Annotated in this window: 13 protein-coding genes; 12 read left to right on the top strand and 1 reads right to left on the bottom strand. The window is 39.8% G+C overall.

The annotated features are described in order from the left end of the window. Positions 1 to 14 precede the first annotated feature (14 nt). From A9970_RS13475 to A9970_RS13465, 3 genes are all read left to right on the top strand, one after another. Positions 15 to 182 (top strand): hypothetical protein, encoded by a 168-nt coding sequence (locus tag A9970_RS13475; RefSeq protein WP_182982655.1) that lies wholly within the window; start codon positions 15 to 17, stop codon positions 180 to 182. Positions 183 to 361: 179 nt separating this feature from the next. Beyond that, positions 362 to 1966: an ATP-binding protein gene (locus A9970_RS28920; protein WP_182982654.1), complete on the top strand. Its 1605-nt coding sequence runs from the start codon at positions 362 to 364 to the stop codon at positions 1964 to 1966. Between the two features lie 14 nt (positions 1967 to 1980). Then, the gene (locus tag A9970_RS13465; RefSeq protein ID WP_182982653.1) at positions 1981 to 2646 is read left to right on the top strand and encodes a response regulator; all 666 of its coding nucleotides are present in this window, start codon (positions 1981 to 1983) and stop codon (positions 2644 to 2646) included. Positions 2647 to 2896: 250 nt separating this feature from the next. Here A9970_RS13465 and A9970_RS13460 read toward each other — a convergent pair whose 3' ends face one another. Continuing rightward, the gene (locus A9970_RS13460) at positions 2897 to 3193 is read right to left on the bottom strand and encodes a tol-pal system YbgF family protein (protein ID WP_182982652.1); all 297 of its coding nucleotides are present in this window, start codon (positions 3191 to 3193) and stop codon (positions 2897 to 2899) included. Between the two features lie 412 nt (positions 3194 to 3605). Here A9970_RS13460 and A9970_RS13455 point away from each other — a divergent pair, with 412 nt between their 5' ends. From A9970_RS13455 to A9970_RS13415, 9 genes are all read left to right on the top strand, one after another. Next, on the top strand, positions 3606 to 4364 hold the full coding sequence (locus tag A9970_RS13455; RefSeq protein ID WP_182982651.1) for a DUF805 domain-containing protein: 759 nt from the start codon (positions 3606 to 3608) through the stop codon (positions 4362 to 4364). Positions 4365 to 4382: 18 nt separating this feature from the next. Beyond that, positions 4383 to 7391, top strand: coding sequence for a virulence factor SrfB (locus A9970_RS13450; protein ID WP_182982650.1), 3009 nt, complete (start codon positions 4383 to 4385; stop codon positions 7389 to 7391). Positions 7392 to 7398: 7 nt separating this feature from the next. Beyond that, positions 7399 to 10182, top strand: coding sequence for a virulence factor SrfC family protein (locus tag A9970_RS13445; protein ID WP_182982649.1), 2784 nt, complete (start codon positions 7399 to 7401; stop codon positions 10180 to 10182). A 2-nt stretch (positions 10183 to 10184) separates the two neighbouring features. Continuing rightward, positions 10185 to 10961, top strand: a complete 777-nt coding sequence (locus tag A9970_RS13440; protein ID WP_182982648.1) for a hypothetical protein — start codon at positions 10185 to 10187, stop codon at positions 10959 to 10961. Beyond that, positions 10961 to 11548 (top strand): hypothetical protein, encoded by a 588-nt coding sequence (locus A9970_RS13435; protein ID WP_182982647.1) that lies wholly within the window; start codon positions 10961 to 10963, stop codon positions 11546 to 11548. Before A9970_RS13440 ends, A9970_RS13435 begins: the two co-directional genes overlap by 1 nt. A 266-nt stretch (positions 11549 to 11814) precedes the next feature. Beyond that, a complete protein-coding gene (locus A9970_RS13430) occupies positions 11815 to 12801 on the top strand; it encodes a hypothetical protein (RefSeq protein WP_182982646.1) in 987 nt (328 codons plus the stop codon). A gap of 11 nt (positions 12802 to 12812) precedes the next feature. After that, positions 12813 to 14126: a hypothetical protein gene (locus A9970_RS13425; RefSeq protein ID WP_120335536.1), complete on the top strand. Its 1314-nt coding sequence runs from the start codon at positions 12813 to 12815 to the stop codon at positions 14124 to 14126. A 9-nt stretch (positions 14127 to 14135) separates the two neighbouring features. Further along, positions 14136 to 15533 (top strand): hypothetical protein, encoded by a 1398-nt coding sequence (locus A9970_RS13420; protein ID WP_182982645.1) that lies wholly within the window; start codon positions 14136 to 14138, stop codon positions 15531 to 15533. Further along, positions 15517 to 16200: a hypothetical protein gene (locus A9970_RS13415; RefSeq protein ID WP_182982644.1), complete on the top strand. Its 684-nt coding sequence runs from the start codon at positions 15517 to 15519 to the stop codon at positions 16198 to 16200. Before A9970_RS13420 ends, A9970_RS13415 begins: the two co-directional genes overlap by 17 nt. The last annotated feature ends 8 nt before the right edge of the window (positions 16201 to 16208 follow it).

The following is a 16208-nucleotide window of genomic DNA, read 5'->3' as shown; positions in this document are numbered from 1 at the left end:
AAATTTTTTGAATCATGTGGAGTTTAATATTATATTTTCTATTTGGAATCGGTCAACCGTCTAATTCACAGCCTAGCGCAGGAACACCAACAGTACAAACGGCAGATACGCCTCCTGTGGATCCGGGGGATAACGGGGGGGAAACGAGCACGCCAATTCCACCTCGGCCACCAAAACCATAACAAATACACAAACGGGAGGTAGCATCTAGTTACCTCCCGTTTTAAATTTATATATTGCTTTGATGGCTAATTTTAATTATTTTCGAGAAAAATGAACCATCTTGAAGCCTCTTTATATATTCCTCTCCCTGTTATTTTTTTCCTCTTGTTACAAGAAAGAAATAGATAAACAACCTTCAGTGGAAAATCCATTTTATGATATTGCATACAATTATCTCGAACAAGGTGTTTCCGATAGTTCGTTTTTAAATTTTAGTCGGGCTAAAGATATTTTCCTTGAATCTAAAGACAGTATAAATACAGGCAATTGTTTAATTATCATGGCAATCTTGCAAAAGGATCTAGGAGATTATTTTGGAGCACAGGAGACCGCCTTACAGGCCTTGAATTTTTTGAATTTCGAAAACCCCAAACATCGTATATATTTAAGTTCCGATTATAATAATTTGGGAGCCAGCACTAATAAGCTTGGTGACTATAGGAAAGCAATTCTATTCTATAAAAAAGCTATTCACTTTTCAGACGACTCATTGACAACATCAGTTTATAAAAATAATTTAGCAATGAGCTATATGAATGTTAAAGAATATGATAAAGCAATTGATATTTTAGATAGTGTATTAAATGAAGTACATGCTTTGCCAACTGAGTATGCAAGATCTTTGTCGAATATAAGCTACGTCCGATGGCGTAGAAATTCAAATTATTCAGCAGTTTCAGGTCTTTTAAGAGCCCTGAAGATTAGAGAGGAAAAAAAAGATTTATGGGGCCTGAATGCAAGTCTAGCTCATTTAGCAGACTATTATGAAAGGATTAATCCAGACTCTTCCCTATTCTATGCTCGAAAACAGCTAGCCATGGCGAGACGACTTAAGAGTGGAGATGATCAGATGAAAGGCCTCTCACGAATGATAAAGGTAGGCTCGTCAGACTCAATTACCTTTTATTTTAATCAATTTGAGACAATAAGCGACAGCATCCAGCAAGCCCGCGCCGCCGCCAAAAACCAGTTCGCTCTAATCCGCTACGAAGTCGAAAAAAATAAAGCCGATAACCTGCGGTTGGAAAAAGAAAATGTCGAAAAGCAGAACCGACTGGTTAGACAACGTGCGATTACAGGTGCAAGTATTTTTTTACTCCTATTAGCTGTTGGTGGGGGAACCCTTTGGTATAAACGACGCAAGCAACGTCTCGAACTCGAAGCACAGAATCGGGTCAAAGAAACACAGCTTCATCTTTCCAAAAAGATTCACGACGTCGTGGCCAATGGTATCTATCGGGTAATGTCGGAAATTGAACATGGCGATGAAGTGGATCGCGATGGTGTGCTCGATAAACTGGAAAATATGTACCATCAGTCGCGCGATATCTCGCACGATGTCGAACAGGAAACGATTACAGAGATACCTTATAACGAGCAACTGGCCAGCTTACTCAAATCCTTTGCCGCTGACCATCGGAAGGTATTAATCGCCGGTAACGATGCCGAACAATGGGACGATATCAGCAAACGCATTAAAGATGAAGTCAAACATGTGCTTCAGGAGCTGATGGTCAATATGAAGAAACATAGTCAGGCAGAACAGGTCGTCGTACGTTTTGAAATAACAGACCAAGAGCTCAAGATATTCTATAAAGATAATGGTGTAGGGATCCCACAAGAAAAATCGAATGGAAAAGGTTTAGCAAATACGGTTTCCCGTATTGAAAGCCTGGGTGGTAAAATTACCTTTGTCAATGAACCGGGAAAAGGGCTCAATATCACGACCGTTATCCCATTATAAAAAGACAATAATGTATGTTTAAGAAAGTACTCATTGCCGAAGACCACGAGATAGCCAACATTTCTGTGCAGAAAACCTTGCACGACCTCGGTATTCACAATACCAAATACGTTTATTATTGCGACCATGCACTGACCTGGATTAAAAATGCGATCCGCGATGGCGAACCATATGACCTACTCATTACGGATATCGAATTTGAAGATGATGATAGTCCGCAGGAGATAAAGGATGGCCTTTCACTGATCAAAGCTGTCAAACTTGTACAACCAGATATCAAAGTTATTGTCCTGACGGCCAAGGATCGCTCATCTTTGATCAATGATATGTTCAAGAATAACGAGATCGATGGCCTTGTTCGCAAAGCACGCCGCGATGGCCAACATCTGCGCGAGGCATTGCAAGCTGTTGATCAGAACCGCACGTACCAATCGCCCGACAGTAAAAAATTTATTCAGGAGCAGAATTCGCATGAGTTTACGCAGTTTGACCTGCATATCATTAAACTCCTGTACGAAGGTGTTTCTCAAAAAGAGATGCCTGAATATCTGCAACAGCGTGATATTCGTCCGTCGAGCCTGAGTAGTATTGAGAAACGGCTCAATCTCATGAAGGATGTACTTGGATATACTAAAAACGAACAGCTTGTTGCATACTGTAAAGAATTAGGCTTCATATAAATAATCTCTTATATAGGATTACGGTTTTCCGTAAAGACTCTTGGGGGGATCGTGCTACCTTTGTGAAAGCAAGATAAATAAAGAGGTAGGAATATTTGCTGAAAACGATATCTACTGCATTCAAGATATTTAGTGCCATATTTTAACCAATAAGATGATGAGAAAGGGCTATCCACCGATAGCCCTTATTTGTTTTTATGATCATATATAACAGCCGACTTATAAGAGATCCAGCTAAATGCTCGATCATTTAATCAGCCTTATTGGAAAACGTATTGATTGTGTTTAACGAATAGTAAGCGATTCCATTATCCGGATATTCTTCCAAAATTTCTTCGTATAGCGCTTTTGCTTTTTCGGCTTGCCCGGTCTGCGAATAACAGAATGCAATATTACAAAGGCCCATTTCTCGAAAGCACATTTTTGAAGAACTCAAAACTGTAATGACACGATACTGGTCAACCCAGCTGTTTCTAGTAAAATAATCAACACTCTCTTTAAAATGTACAACCGCTGTTTCAAAGTCATTTTGTTTAAGTGCTTTCATTCCTTTTCGATGACTTTTTGGAATAGTAATTCGCAACACTAGCGCTATAACGCAGAAGATTATTACGCCATTAAATATATCATCTGTTTTGGCGATATACTCATAACCAAAAAGAAAAGCGATCACAATAGCGAATACAGTTAAAAAGGATGGCCAAGATATGGATCGATTTATTGGAAGATTTGAATTCATATGGATAAGAAATACGTTTTGGCTTTAATTTATGCAAAACTACACAAAAGAATTATAGTGGCTCCAGGAACTCGATTGTATTTTTGTTAAATCTTATAATACTACCCAATTCATTCGAATTTTAATGACAGCTTTACGGCTTCCCGTAAAATCATGCGAACTCTGTCAGCTACTTTTGTATTAACCATTACGAGTTAGCGATTATTAATTGGATGTTCAAATGAAAAGATATTTTTACATACTTGACGGTAAAAGGATCGGCCCGCTATCCTTTGAGGAAATTAAAGCCACCGATATTTCTGAAGAGACATTAGTTTGGTACGAGGGATTGGAAAATTGGCAACCTGCCGGTGAGCTGGAGGAATTTCTATATCTTTCCGTTCCGCCGGAAGAAACAAAACCTGTTGTTGAAGACTCTGTAGAATCAATCGAAATCATTGAGCCATTAAACCAAGACGAACCTGTTTCCACGCAAGAAGCCATTTCCGAAAATGCTGTTATTGCAGTAGACAATGCACCCGCAGTTTATCAAAATAGTGTTGAGAGTCAACTGAGGGCCTACACCTCTTCCTTGAATCAATATCACGGGATTGACGATCCATTCGCTGCCGCGCAACATCAATTGATTTATCCGAAGCAAGCTATGTTCTCAAATCCATTTGGTTTTAAAGGAAGAATCAGAAGGACTGAATACTGGCTCAGTTATTTAATCGCCTATATCTATTTCTTGCTTCTTGCCGCAGTAACGGCTAGGATCGAGCGAGTATCGGGTGGGGGCGGTGCATTCTTTTTATTTGTACTTCCTTTTTACTGGTTCCTCATTGCCCAAAATACCAAGCGCTGTCACGATCGTGGAAACTCCGGGTGGTTCCAGATTATTCCTTTTTACGGTCTTTGGATGGCATTTGGCGAAAGTGACAGATTCGTAAATGACTACGGACCCAATCCCAAAGGCGATAATTTCCAAACAAGATTTTAACAAAACCATATTAGATAGATGAAAAGGATTTCTTTGATTGCTAATTCGAGCATTCAATATTACAAGTATGAGGTAAATATTGATCTCGAGTTTGGCAAGGAAAATAGATTTTATTACCACCAACCGTTCGATACCAATTTTTTCGATTTTATTCTCGATCCCTTATTTAAAGTTACAAAGGAAGGTAATGAGAATTATTATCGTTTACAGGAGCTGATCGATAAGGGATTTGTTATCAATAAGCGTCTCAAAGATGAAGCTGATTTGAGTACCTGTACAGGTATCGTTACTGAAGTCTACGAAGAAAGTAATCTGAAGCAGACACTTAAGCAGTACCAAAATAAATGGATTCCGTTGCCTTTTTTTAAGGAGAACGCCATTAATAGAGACTTGCTGTATCCTACAGATTGGGTCCGCGTGTTTTTTACTTGTGATGAAGAGTTTTCACTGGCAAAAATCGTCATTGCCGTAGATACGTCTTTAGCCAGAAGTGAAAATGATAAAACTGGTCCTCAGTTGAGCAATAATCCGGATGAGAATGTTTTCAGACTCCAGTCTGATGAAATCAATCTGAGTAATTTCTTATTTACGCAGGACAACTCTGTTGCATGGATTGATCGGTATTTGGCCGACTTATTTTATGATAAAAATGAAGAAGAAAGATATACACATCCGATAAAAAAATACATCGCCAAATATGTTCTTCTGATGAAGTGGCTGGCTGCTCAAACGGAGTCACCCGAAATTCAGCTCTTTACGGATAATATCAGAAAGAAAACTGTAGATCTCGTCATTGATATCGGCAATTCGGCTACCTGTGCGCTTCTATTTGAGAATAAGGATGATGATAGTTTTGACTTTGATAGCGTTAAGAAACTTATCATTCAAGATTATACCAATCCGCATCTTGAATACAATAACTCATTTCCGATGAACATGATGTTTAGCGAATCTAGTTTTGGAAATATTGATAAAGATAATTACCACAACAATAAATTTATTGTTCCCAGTTTGACCCGTATTGGTTTTGAAGCAGAAAAATTGATCCATTCAGCAAGTACAAATCTAGATCTTGGTTACGAACTAAAGACTTACAACTCGAGCCCGAAACGCTATTTATGGGATGATCAGATAAGTGACCGCGAATGGGAGTTTCAACCTCTTAAGACTAATCGGGTAAAGAAAGTGTATCTGAATGGCATATCAGAGCAACTGAGCCTAGACGGTAGCTTAAAGAGTTCGCGAGAGGTATTTGGTGCAAAATCGATGTTTTCAAGGGCTTCTCTAATGAAGTTTGTTTTTCTGGAAGTATTGATGCATGCGCACGTGCAGATCAATTCTTTTAAGTTCAGGGAGGAACACGGCGAGATGACTATGCCAAGGACAATCAAAAGGATTACGATATCATGCCCTACTGGTATGATTCAGCATGAGCAGATCGCCCTAAGACAAGCAGCGGCAGAAGCCTGTGAATTACTGGATGGATACCAACGATTCTACTTTGATCAGGATGAAAATACAAACTGGTTTAAAAAGCCGGAGATTATTCCATCTATTCAGGATATATCCAAGACCCTCAGCCAGCTGGAAGATAAAAAAGATTGGATGTATGATGAGGCAACATGTAGCCAGCTGGTGTTTGTTTACAGCCTCTTTTCGAAAAAACTGCGGAGCAACAATTATGTGATTGACCATTTTTTATTCAATAATAAGAATACGTTAAAGATTGCTTCCATTGATATCGGCGCGGGAACAACTGATATTATCATCAATCAATATCAGCTTGAGACCTCAAATAAGATTCAGGAATTGATTCCCCAACCGCTATTTTGGGATAGTTTTAAATTGGCAGGAGATGATCTGATGAAGGAGTTGATCCAAAAGCTGATTATTCGCAGTCCCCTAAAAACGGATGATTCGGCCATTGAAGGATTAGAAAATTATGGGAGATCAAAGGGAATTATAGACATCCAAAGTCGGATCAACGGATTTTTTGGTGAGAACTCCAATAATATGGGCTATCTCGCAAAGATGATGCGCAAATCATTTGTCCATCAGGTAGCACAGCCTATTGTACTTAAGTACCTACAACAGGCCAATCAGCAAGAATCTTTGGAAATGTCTTTCGAAGAAATCATAGGGCACAAATTTGAAAATAGTGCACTTGTCAACTATTTTGAGCGGATAATAGGATTTAATTTTTTGGAAATCCGATGGACAATATCGGCTAAGGTCGTCAATGAGATCGTTTCTAGTGTATTTGAGGGATTGGTTCGTCAAATGTGTCTGGTGATTAACCAGTTTGAGTGTGATTTTGTGGTCCTGTCCGGAAAGCCTGCATCCCTGCTTAGCTATGAGGAACTGTTCAAAAAATTTCTGTTTGTTTCGCCGACCAATGTGATCAATCTCAATAATTATTGGATCGGAAAATGGTATCCGTTTGCAGACAATTTGGGGAATGTTGAAGATCCCAAGACGATTGTTGCCGTGGGGGCAATTATCGCTTTGATGGCAGCGAAATTGAAGAAGATACAGGACTTCAATTTAAATACAACGGAGCTGATCAAAAACCTGAGTTCAACGGCCGATCATATTATTTCCAAAGTGGAGAATAGAAAAGAAGTCATTTTGACTCCACAAAAACATGAACAGACTTTTCTGCTTAAATCACTTCCTTTTGAGTTTGGCTATGCGAAATATCTATCGCGAAACTACACCTATTCAGGTCTCTATAGATTAAGTATTGATCACAGGCAGATTGAAGAGGTTATCAAGAACCGTTTTGTCGGTCGCGATGAGTCATTTTATGAAGAACAGGTCGATAAAGAGCGGGGTGAAATATTACGACATCTACCGTTGAAGGTGACCATCGCCCGAGATTGGGATGAAAGTAAGGAAATATTGAAGATCGAACATATCGAAGATAATGAAGGGAATGAGAAGCCGGGGCGTTTCTTCCAGCTCCATTATCAGACCCTGGATAGTGTTCAAGGATATTGGTTAGATACTTGTGAATTCGTTTTATAGAAAAGAAATGTCGAATAATTATTCTGAATTAGAAATCAAGCTTATCGAGGAATTTATTTCCGGTAAGATCGATCTTATACAGGGATCGATTCAATGGGCTGACAAAAATCTAAAGTATGAAGAACGTAATAAAGCGCTCCTCAGCTTGAAGAACAGCTTGAATACCATAAAAAAGGTTCAGGGCAATATCGGTAATAAACCGGTCATCGCTGTCTTTGGGGCAAGTCAGGTGGGAAAATCCTATCTGATCAAAAACCTGTTGAGCGATACAAACAGGCCCTTTGAGATTGAAAATGACGGTAAACAATATGATTTCCTAAAGCAAATAAATCCGCCGGGAACTGGTGCCGAAAGTACGGGCTTGGTCACTCGATTTACGATTGATCAAGATCCCTCGTTCCCAGATTTTCCAATAAAGGTGAACTTGCTGGCAGCAAAAGATATACTATTGGTGTTGCTTGATGCTTTTTTTCTGGATCTCAAGAAAATTACTTCCTTTCCTTCAAAAGGGGATTTTGAAGCACATCTTAAAAAGCTGGAGCTTGAGGAAAAAGGAACTCAGCAGGATTTTTTAACCGAATTCGATGTGCTTGAGATTAAGGAGTATTTTGAAAAAAATCTTTCACAGCATACCATCTTGTTTGAAGGTCTTTATGAAACAAGGTTCTTCGAACGTATAGGTCGCATTATCCATCATTATGAGGCTACAGATTGGTCGCGCATATTTGATATCCTCTGGAATAAGGAAATTCTATTGACAGATCTTTTTATCAACTTGATCAATAAGCTGAAATTGGTACAGTTTGCACGCCATGGGTATATCAAGTTTGAAAATGTCCTGCGCGAGGGGGGAGCCATTCTTGATGTCAAACGCTTGGGCGAACTCAGTGCCGATTCTGGAAAGGGCAGCACAATTTTCAAGTTGACGAATGGTGCTGAGGTTCAGATTGAGGTCCCTGCATTGTCAGCGCTGATTGCCGAACTTGTTTTTTCGATTCCCGAAAGACTAGTCGAATCCAAAGAGTTTTTAAAATACAATGATTTATTGGACTTTCCGGGAGCCCGTAGCCGTTTGGCATTGGATCAATCGGATATCTCGACAAAGAATATTGATGCCATGTTATTGCGGGGTAAGGTCTCTTATCTTTTTAATAAATACTCTCTTGATTTTAATATCAATAATCTCTTGTTCTGTACCAATGACAAGCAGCTGGAAGTCAACGAAATTTCATCGCTGTTATACAACTGGATCGAGAACAATGTAGGCGGGAGTGTCGAAGAACGATCAAAATCACTTCAAGAAGCAAGCTTGCCGCCATTGTTTGTCATCTTTACCTTTTTCAATAATCAGATCAAGTTTGACACCACAAACGACGGTGAATACCTGGAATCTGCTGAAAAATTAAACTACAAATGGCACACGCGTTTTGAGCGTTTCTTTGAACAGGAGATCGTTACGCAGTCGCGTAACTGGCACACAAAATGGACAAGCCAGGAAAATCTGTTCAAGAATTTCTATCTGTTGCGCGATTACAAGTATTCAAACGATACGTTTGTCGGATTTGAACAGGCAGGGGAAGAGCTCGCAATCCATCCCGAAAGGGAGAATTTTTTGAAAGTCATGAAGCAGTCCTTTACACGCTATGGTTTTGTCCAAAATCATTTCCAGGATGCTGAAAGAACATGGCAACACGTTGCTACCATCAATCATGATGGGTCTGCGTTGATTATTGAATCCCTGGCGAAGGTATCGGGGAATAAAACCAAGATCAATCATAACCTTCAAAAGTTAAACACAATCCTGACCAAGATACAGCGGGACCTCGAACGTTTTATTCATAAGGATGATGTCACTGTGATGCGCGAAACGCAGATGCGTCAGGTAAATCAGTTTCAGTTGGCATTTAACAGTGCCTTAGTAAAAGATCTTGGCTTGTTTAACGCCTTTATAGACTGTCTTTCGATTAACCCTAATGATATTTTTCAGTTGCTGAATGAACATATGGTGGTTGATACCAGTTGTCGCATATTGGATGAAACCACACAGGAGTCCATTCTATTGGTTCAATATCCGGAGCTCAAACAGGCGAAGTCGAAAGCAGAAATGCTGACCATTCTGCAAAAGCATCTTTGGCTTTCATCGCATGAAGCTGTTGAAGGCTTTTTAAAAGACAGTGGTATTGAAATCGCTGAATTATTTCAGCAGGAAGAGACCAATTCATCAAAATCTGAGTATTACGTTCAATTAATTCTCGAATCTTGGTTAATGAAGATCAACAACTTGGATCAGTACAGGGATTTCATCGCGTATGGACTGAATAGAAACAGTTTGATTTTCGTTGTGAGCTACTTTAAGGAACTGCTTAAAAAGCGAAATGTCGCCAGCAAAATGGTCAGATTGTTAAATGATATCATTTCTGAGATAGATGTTAACCATGGTTATGAAATATTTTTGACCGAAACCTTCTCCCTGGTGATCAATGAACTGATTTTTAATTTTGATGTGGGCTATTTTACGGAAGAAGAGAAAGAGGAAGCAAGAAACATCTTGGTAGCTAATCCCAATCGATTTTTTGAACGAAAACTTGATACATCCGCCAGCGCGATATCTGCTTTATTCGACGCCGAAAATATTGATGTACGCGCAATAGCACTACAGAAGTACAACAAATGGATTGAATATTTACGCCTTTCACTCCTTGTCAATGCAGGATATATCGATTACGATGAGCAGGCCAATCAGGAATTAAAATTATTGGTCGAACAGTATTCACCTTTTCAACTGGTTTAAAAATGCAAAAATTTCATTCAATAGCAACGGATAGGTACATTCCATTATCGTTTGACAATGCTTATCTGTTTAGTCAATACGATAGAATCAGTAATTTTTTGGTCTTCAACCTGGATAAAAAGTACCGGAATTTTTTGGCTAAACCGGTCAAAAACAACTATGATATTGATTGGTACAGCATACATATGGGCCTTCAGCCGGTAGAGCATTCGTCTTATCGGGAATATGGTCTCAAACAATATTGGCTAGTAATGGAGGAACTTCAAAAACGTATCGAAGATCTTATGCGGAATAGAGACGCCAACGTACAGTATTGGGGGGCAATTCTTCAGACAGTTTTTAATCCAGAGGACAATCTTATTTTCACCAATGGGCATGATATCTGCATCATCTGGGGCTGGAAGTTTGAGAATAACCAAAATCGGAAACCGCACCTTCTTGGTGATAGCTTTCAGGAGTCAATTAGTCCGGAGGATACCCCATTGCCCCCACAGATTCCGGATATGGATCCCCCAATCGCTGATATTAGTGCACCAAAACAATCTCAAAACCTGGAGCCTGTACCTGCAATTGCCCCCCCCATTTCATCGCCGGTTGCCCCCGAAGAGTATTTTATGGCTGGTGTCAAAGAAGAAAATATTGATGTAGAAATAGCCAAGAAAGAAAGTTTTCTGGCCTTTCTAAAATATATAGCGGTGACTTACTGGTCGGTGCTGATCGTACTACTGGTGCTGATCTGTTTAGTATTCTTTTTTAAATCTCTAATCCACAGATCGTAATGGAACATGTAAAAAACAAATCTTTCGCCAACAACTGGTGGCTATTTTATCCCCTATTGTTTCTGCTTATCGGTTTGCTTGTGTATGCCTTGCTATGGAATCCTGAGAATACGATAGAGGTGCTAAGACAGGAACTGAACGATTGCCGGGATAACCATGCCGCTTCTTCTACACGACCGGTTGATGGGGACGACAATACCTTACCTGGCAATATTGATTCGCTGCAAATAGGGGAACTTGATAAAAATCGGGCGCTTCCACGGGACGACAAAAAAGCTGAAAATACGATCGTTAACTGTGATGCAAAAGTAGAGTCCGGTAGTCAGGGAGTCACCAAGACCAAGCATATCCTGGGCGATCAATCGGGACGCGTCATTTTGCAGTATGATACGAAAACAATCCCAGATGAGATCAAAGTGTATTACGATGGTAAACCTATTGCTCATACAGATGGACCTGTTTCTGGAGCCGGCCAGCTGGAATGGATTTATGAAGTTGCTCCTGGCAAACCCAAATATTGCTATGTGGAAGTTTCAGCACCGACACCCCGTACTGTTTGGGAGTACATTGTTAATTGTCCACTTTAATAAAGACCGATGAAAAAGTCAAAATACCCCTTTTATTACTACATGGTCCTGGTCTCTTTTGTATTGCTGAGTGTACTTTTTTGGATCTTTTGCCTTACTGCTGGCACCGCGTTAAGACGAGGCAAGGTCCAGGCGACGCCTACAGGATATAGACATACTACTGCTTCCATGGTGCAGACAACCTCCATGGTGTATTTAGATCTGCCGCCGGTGGGCCAGCCTAATCTTTAATATTTGAATCTAGAAGTAAAGAAAATTTAGCCTATATGAAACAAGAGAATTTTTTGTTTGTGGATGTGGTTTCATCCATTTTCCTGCTCATCCTGTTACTCTGTAATTTTTTTGGAATGCTCTATATTACAGAGGGTAGCATGTTGCTGAGCCTAGCCGTCAGCCTGATTATTGTAGTCTGTTATTATTTTGTGTTGCAGCTGCTGAAACGGAATAAAGAGCGTATGCTCAATCAAGGATATCTGAAGAGTACCGCCAGTTTGTTTTTTATTGTATTCGTTGTTTTTGGCCTGATCAGCTATGTCTTTATGATCCATTTGGTCAATATTGAGAAAAACAGCAGAAAGGCAATTCAGAAAGAAGCAGATGAAAAAGTGTTGCTTGTGAAAAATTTAACCACACAATACGATAAACGCGCAAATGAATCGCTGCAGACTTTTGAGGCGCTGTTTAAAGGTAAGTTACAGGCCTATAAAAATCAGCGAACAAATGTACTGCGCAATGAATTGGGAAATCCACCTTTTAACCTGCCCGAAGCCATATTGAACAGTCCGTCCGCAAGTATTGACGTGTCGGCAAGTACCAATGCCATATTGAATGCTTATCAAGTTAAATATAACAACAACCATAAGTTGTTGGACAGTTTGGTATTCAAAAAAGCAGATAGTTATAATCAGATCTTTCAGCAATGGGATAGGCTTGGTTTGGCAACAAACTACGTTGCCCTGAACGATTTTGTTAAAAGTAGCGCAACGCTTGTGAATGAAAAAATCAAGGAGCTACCCGTTGACAATGAACCGATCAGAGTTACGATCAGTGAACGGAATTTGCCCTTGGACAGCCCGATTGCATTGGCGAAGATCTATTCGCCCGATTATCTCCTCCCATTGATTATTATACTGATTATGCATGCCTTTATTTTGATCCCCTACTTCACGTATCGGGTGCGCAAGTATAACAGTCCCCGCTTAAAGGACGCTGAAGCAGAAATTATTAATCGTGGTGGAACAATAGAACTTTAATACCTAAAAAGATGGATAAGCATAAAAAACAAAATATTTTATCGAACTGTAATATGGTTCCATTGCCTGCCTTGGATCAAGCTATCGTGGGCGGATTTATCGCATTTGATGAATTGGAACAGCATGGTCTGACCAGGGACAAATTGAAAGAGTTGCAGCTTTTGGATGATAGTCGGAATGGCAAAATTGTTTTGCCGCCTCCGATCCCAGGTTTGCCAACTATTGATGTCGAGTTGCCGCTGATGCCGCCAATACCAGGGATGCCTCCGTTACCTACGATGACCAGTCCGAGTGCTCCGATTCAGACCAGTGAAACATTGCTGGAACAAATCAAGAACAATGAAATTTCTGCCGACGATATCAAAAAGCTTATCGGGGAGAAGAAACTGACGTTTGACTATCTTGAAAGTATTGGTGTCGAAAAGAGAGTGGTTCAGGCATTGAAATTCTATAGCAGTGCCTCTGCTATTACGATCTTTAAGCGAATTGAGGATCTGCCACCCATGGAAAGCGGACGGACAGATCTTTATATGGTGGGTATGCCCTTTTCGGGTAAATCAACGATCTTGGCAAGTCTCATCAAACATTCCAATAAGCAGGGGATATTAATGCACGATAGCTATAATCCAGATGGGAATAAATATTTGGAAACCCTGAAGAGAAATTTAGATTACGGTGTATTGCCGATACGTACTGATAGCGCAAGTTATAATTATATTGCGACTTCATTTAAAGATCAAAAAGGTACAACCCATCCCTTCAATATTGTCGAAGTTCCGGGTGAAAATTATGTGAAGATCTTTAATCAGGGCTTTGACAATTCGGAGATCCCCCAATTTATCAATTACGTAAAAAGCAATAATAAAAAAATATTGGTTTTTATTATTGATGCCATGTCACATGACAAACGTTTTGATGATGAACAATTCTTTGGAGCATTAGACCAAAGCATTGCCTACACCAATATCATATCCATTTTTAAAGACTCCAAGGTATTGGATAATACCGATGCGGTATATTTTGTGGTCAATAAGTTTGATTATATCAAACAGACCAGATATCGCGATGACGATAGGGCAGAAAGTGAATTGGCCCTCGATTACATGAATCAGGAGTTCCTGTCCCTGATCGAAAACTGTAAGACAGCGCGGGAAAATTCCCGAAACCAATTTAAGATCAAAATACTGCCTTTTTCCATTGGTGATCTTGTTTACGAAAAGATTGTGACTACGATAGAAGATAAGTATCCGCAAGAACTGGTGAAGAATATGTTGGAAGATAGTTTTGTCGTAAAAGGCGGCGCATTTTGGAAAAGATTTTTTTAAGAAATATTTATGGAAAGTACACATTATAGAAATAGAGTGCATCTTATTATCGAACGTACTCTGAATGGTCTGGATTATGAGTATGTCTCGGCCGGACTGAATAAAAATGAATTAGAAAAGTTACAGCTTTCATTTGATGAAACCAGTCAAGTAGGTCAGTTTAATGAGGGGTACTGTTATTCTGTCAAGCGAACCGCCCAGCATTTGATTTATTCGGTTATCAATACGAGTATGAAGGATAATGCAAAGCGTAATGGATTTTTTGCAGTGCGTTTGATTGTTAAGCACAATGAGCTGCTGTCACGTGTCATGCAATATCTATTGCAGATCACCACACAGTTTATAAATCATATGAAGGACGGGAGTTTAAATAATCAAAACTACGATCTTATTCTAGAAGAGGCTGCAAAAGACATCAAACGAGTCAATTGCATTAAACCGGTGATTGATCTGGATAAAACAATATATTATCAGTTTTTGAATCTCACTTTGGATCAGAGTGATGCTTTCAACAACCCCAAATTGGTATATGCGAGCAAAGTCTATTTCCTGGACGAACAGTCAATACAAAATGAGGGCGTCGCTCAACAGTTCGGTTTTCAGTCGGCGCAAAACTTCTTTGGAAAGGTTCGTAAGATTACATTTAACAATACCACTACAAATGGTTTGCGTGTAAAGATCAACGAGCAAGAGGTTAGTTTGGCGAAGGATCAATTTATTATCTGCAAAGATGGCGACCGTGTGCAATACAAGCTTATTTTTGATTCACGTTATAAGGACGTCAATATTTTCGAAGGAGAAGTGGAGGTGCGCCCCGAGGAACCCAGACCGCCGAAACCTTCAAACCGAGAGCCTGAACGAAGTTCGAATGGATTGGTATGGGCGTGGATTATTGGCCCAATCCTTGGAATTGCCATCGGTTATTGGGGAATTGGCCTCGTTATGAATTTTTTTGGAACGGGACAAAAAGCTACCGATACTGTTGATGTAAAAGAGGAAATACCCGCCGAGAATTTTAACTTCAAAATCGATACTGCCAAGAGTAAGGCACTGTACCTCGAATTTAGCGATTCTACCTTGCAAGGTTACGTTTTTAATTACAAAGGAAAAGCTGAAGGCTGGAAGTTGTATAAAAAAGGAGAGGAGAAGAATACGAAAACTTTAACTAAAGCCGAGTTACGCTCTATTTTTCAGGATGAGGATCGTGTTCTTAATTTTTGTGATCAGCTTACCGCACAGATTCCAAGCGATATTCCGGAGGATAAGCCTGGCGCGACCAATTCAAGACCGATAGATAGCGGAGAGATCACCAGCGAAAAAAATAATAAAGTAAAGCCGGAGAAGCCTGAAAAACAATCTAGCCAGCCAGCGAAAGGAGGGACCAAAGGCCATGAATCAAAAGTATAGGGGAATTTATTTTTTGGGAGCTACCCTAGGGGTTGGTTTACTGATTGTTGGTTCGATGAAGCTGATGAGTTCATCTCCAGCCCAGCATGGCGCTAGGAAGCAATCGGCTATCACAATGGCAAGTGGGCATAAAGTGTTGGAAAATAAGATCCAAGAGCTTTCCGAAGACAATGTAAGTCCGGCCCAGTACAACAACTTACTGATCGAGATCAATAATGCAGCTTCACAGAATCTGTTTAATAAAGCGATTCAGGACATGCTGCTTCAGCAGCTCAATGGCAGATATACTCAACTGAGCATCGACCGCAGTAATAAATTGCTTCGTTCGGACCCTGTTAAACAGGCAGAACTTAATATTCTTGTCGCTCATCTCGAAAGTACTTTTGGTCATACGGCCGAGGTTGCAACGATCAAAAATAAAGTTAAAGCTTTGAATCACTATACGGAAGTCCTGCCACAACGTGTAAACTCATTGATCAATCAAGGTTTCGCGGAATTTGATGAGAGTGGGTATATGGCTTTAATGAATGAACTGGAGCGGATGCCAAACCTAGATGCAAATCTCAAAAGAAAGAAATCTGTTCTTGCCGTTAGAAATGCTGGCGTAAGCAAGCTGCAGCAATTTCATCGGAATTACGAAAACTGGAATTTGAACATGAATTTATAAAATTTGAT

It is taken from the genome of Sphingobacterium sp. UME9, assembly GCF_014170215.1.
In the GTDB taxonomy this organism is placed as follows: Bacteria; Bacteroidota; Bacteroidia; order Sphingobacteriales; family Sphingobacteriaceae; genus Sphingobacterium; species Sphingobacterium paramultivorum.
This window is presented reverse-complemented; position numbering and strand designations above follow the sequence as displayed.

Bases quoted from the DNA above. Each gene is read 5' to 3' on its own strand.
- A9970_RS13415 (WP_182982644.1), top strand. From the start codon at position 15,517: ATGAATCAAAAGTATAGGGGAATTTATTTTTTGGGAGCTACCCTAGGG.
- A9970_RS13440 (WP_182982648.1), top strand. From the start codon at position 10,185: ATGCAAAAATTTCATTCAATAGCAACGGATAGGTACATTCCATTATCG.
- A9970_RS13455 (WP_182982651.1), top strand. From the start codon at position 3,606: ATGAAAAGATATTTTTACATACTTGACGGTAAAAGGATCGGCCCGCTA.
- A9970_RS13465 (WP_182982653.1), top strand. From the start codon at position 1,981: ATGTTTAAGAAAGTACTCATTGCCGAAGACCACGAGATAGCCAACATT.
- A9970_RS13430 (WP_182982646.1), top strand. From the start codon at position 11,815: ATGAAACAAGAGAATTTTTTGTTTGTGGATGTGGTTTCATCCATTTTC.
- A9970_RS13435 (WP_182982647.1), top strand. From the start codon at position 10,961: ATGGAACATGTAAAAAACAAATCTTTCGCCAACAACTGGTGGCTATTT.
- A9970_RS13450 (WP_182982650.1), top strand. From the start codon at position 4,383: ATGAAAAGGATTTCTTTGATTGCTAATTCGAGCATTCAATATTACAAG.
- A9970_RS13420 (WP_182982645.1), top strand. From the start codon at position 14,136: ATGGAAAGTACACATTATAGAAATAGAGTGCATCTTATTATCGAACGT.
- A9970_RS13425 (WP_120335536.1), top strand. From the start codon at position 12,813: ATGGATAAGCATAAAAAACAAAATATTTTATCGAACTGTAATATGGTT.
- A9970_RS13445 (WP_182982649.1), top strand. From the start codon at position 7,399: ATGTCGAATAATTATTCTGAATTAGAAATCAAGCTTATCGAGGAATTT.
- A9970_RS13475 (WP_182982655.1), top strand. From the start codon at position 15: ATGTGGAGTTTAATATTATATTTTCTATTTGGAATCGGTCAACCGTCT.
- A9970_RS13460 (WP_182982652.1), bottom strand. From the start codon at position 3,193: ATGAAAGCACTTAAACAAAATGACTTTGAAACAGCGGTTGTACATTTT.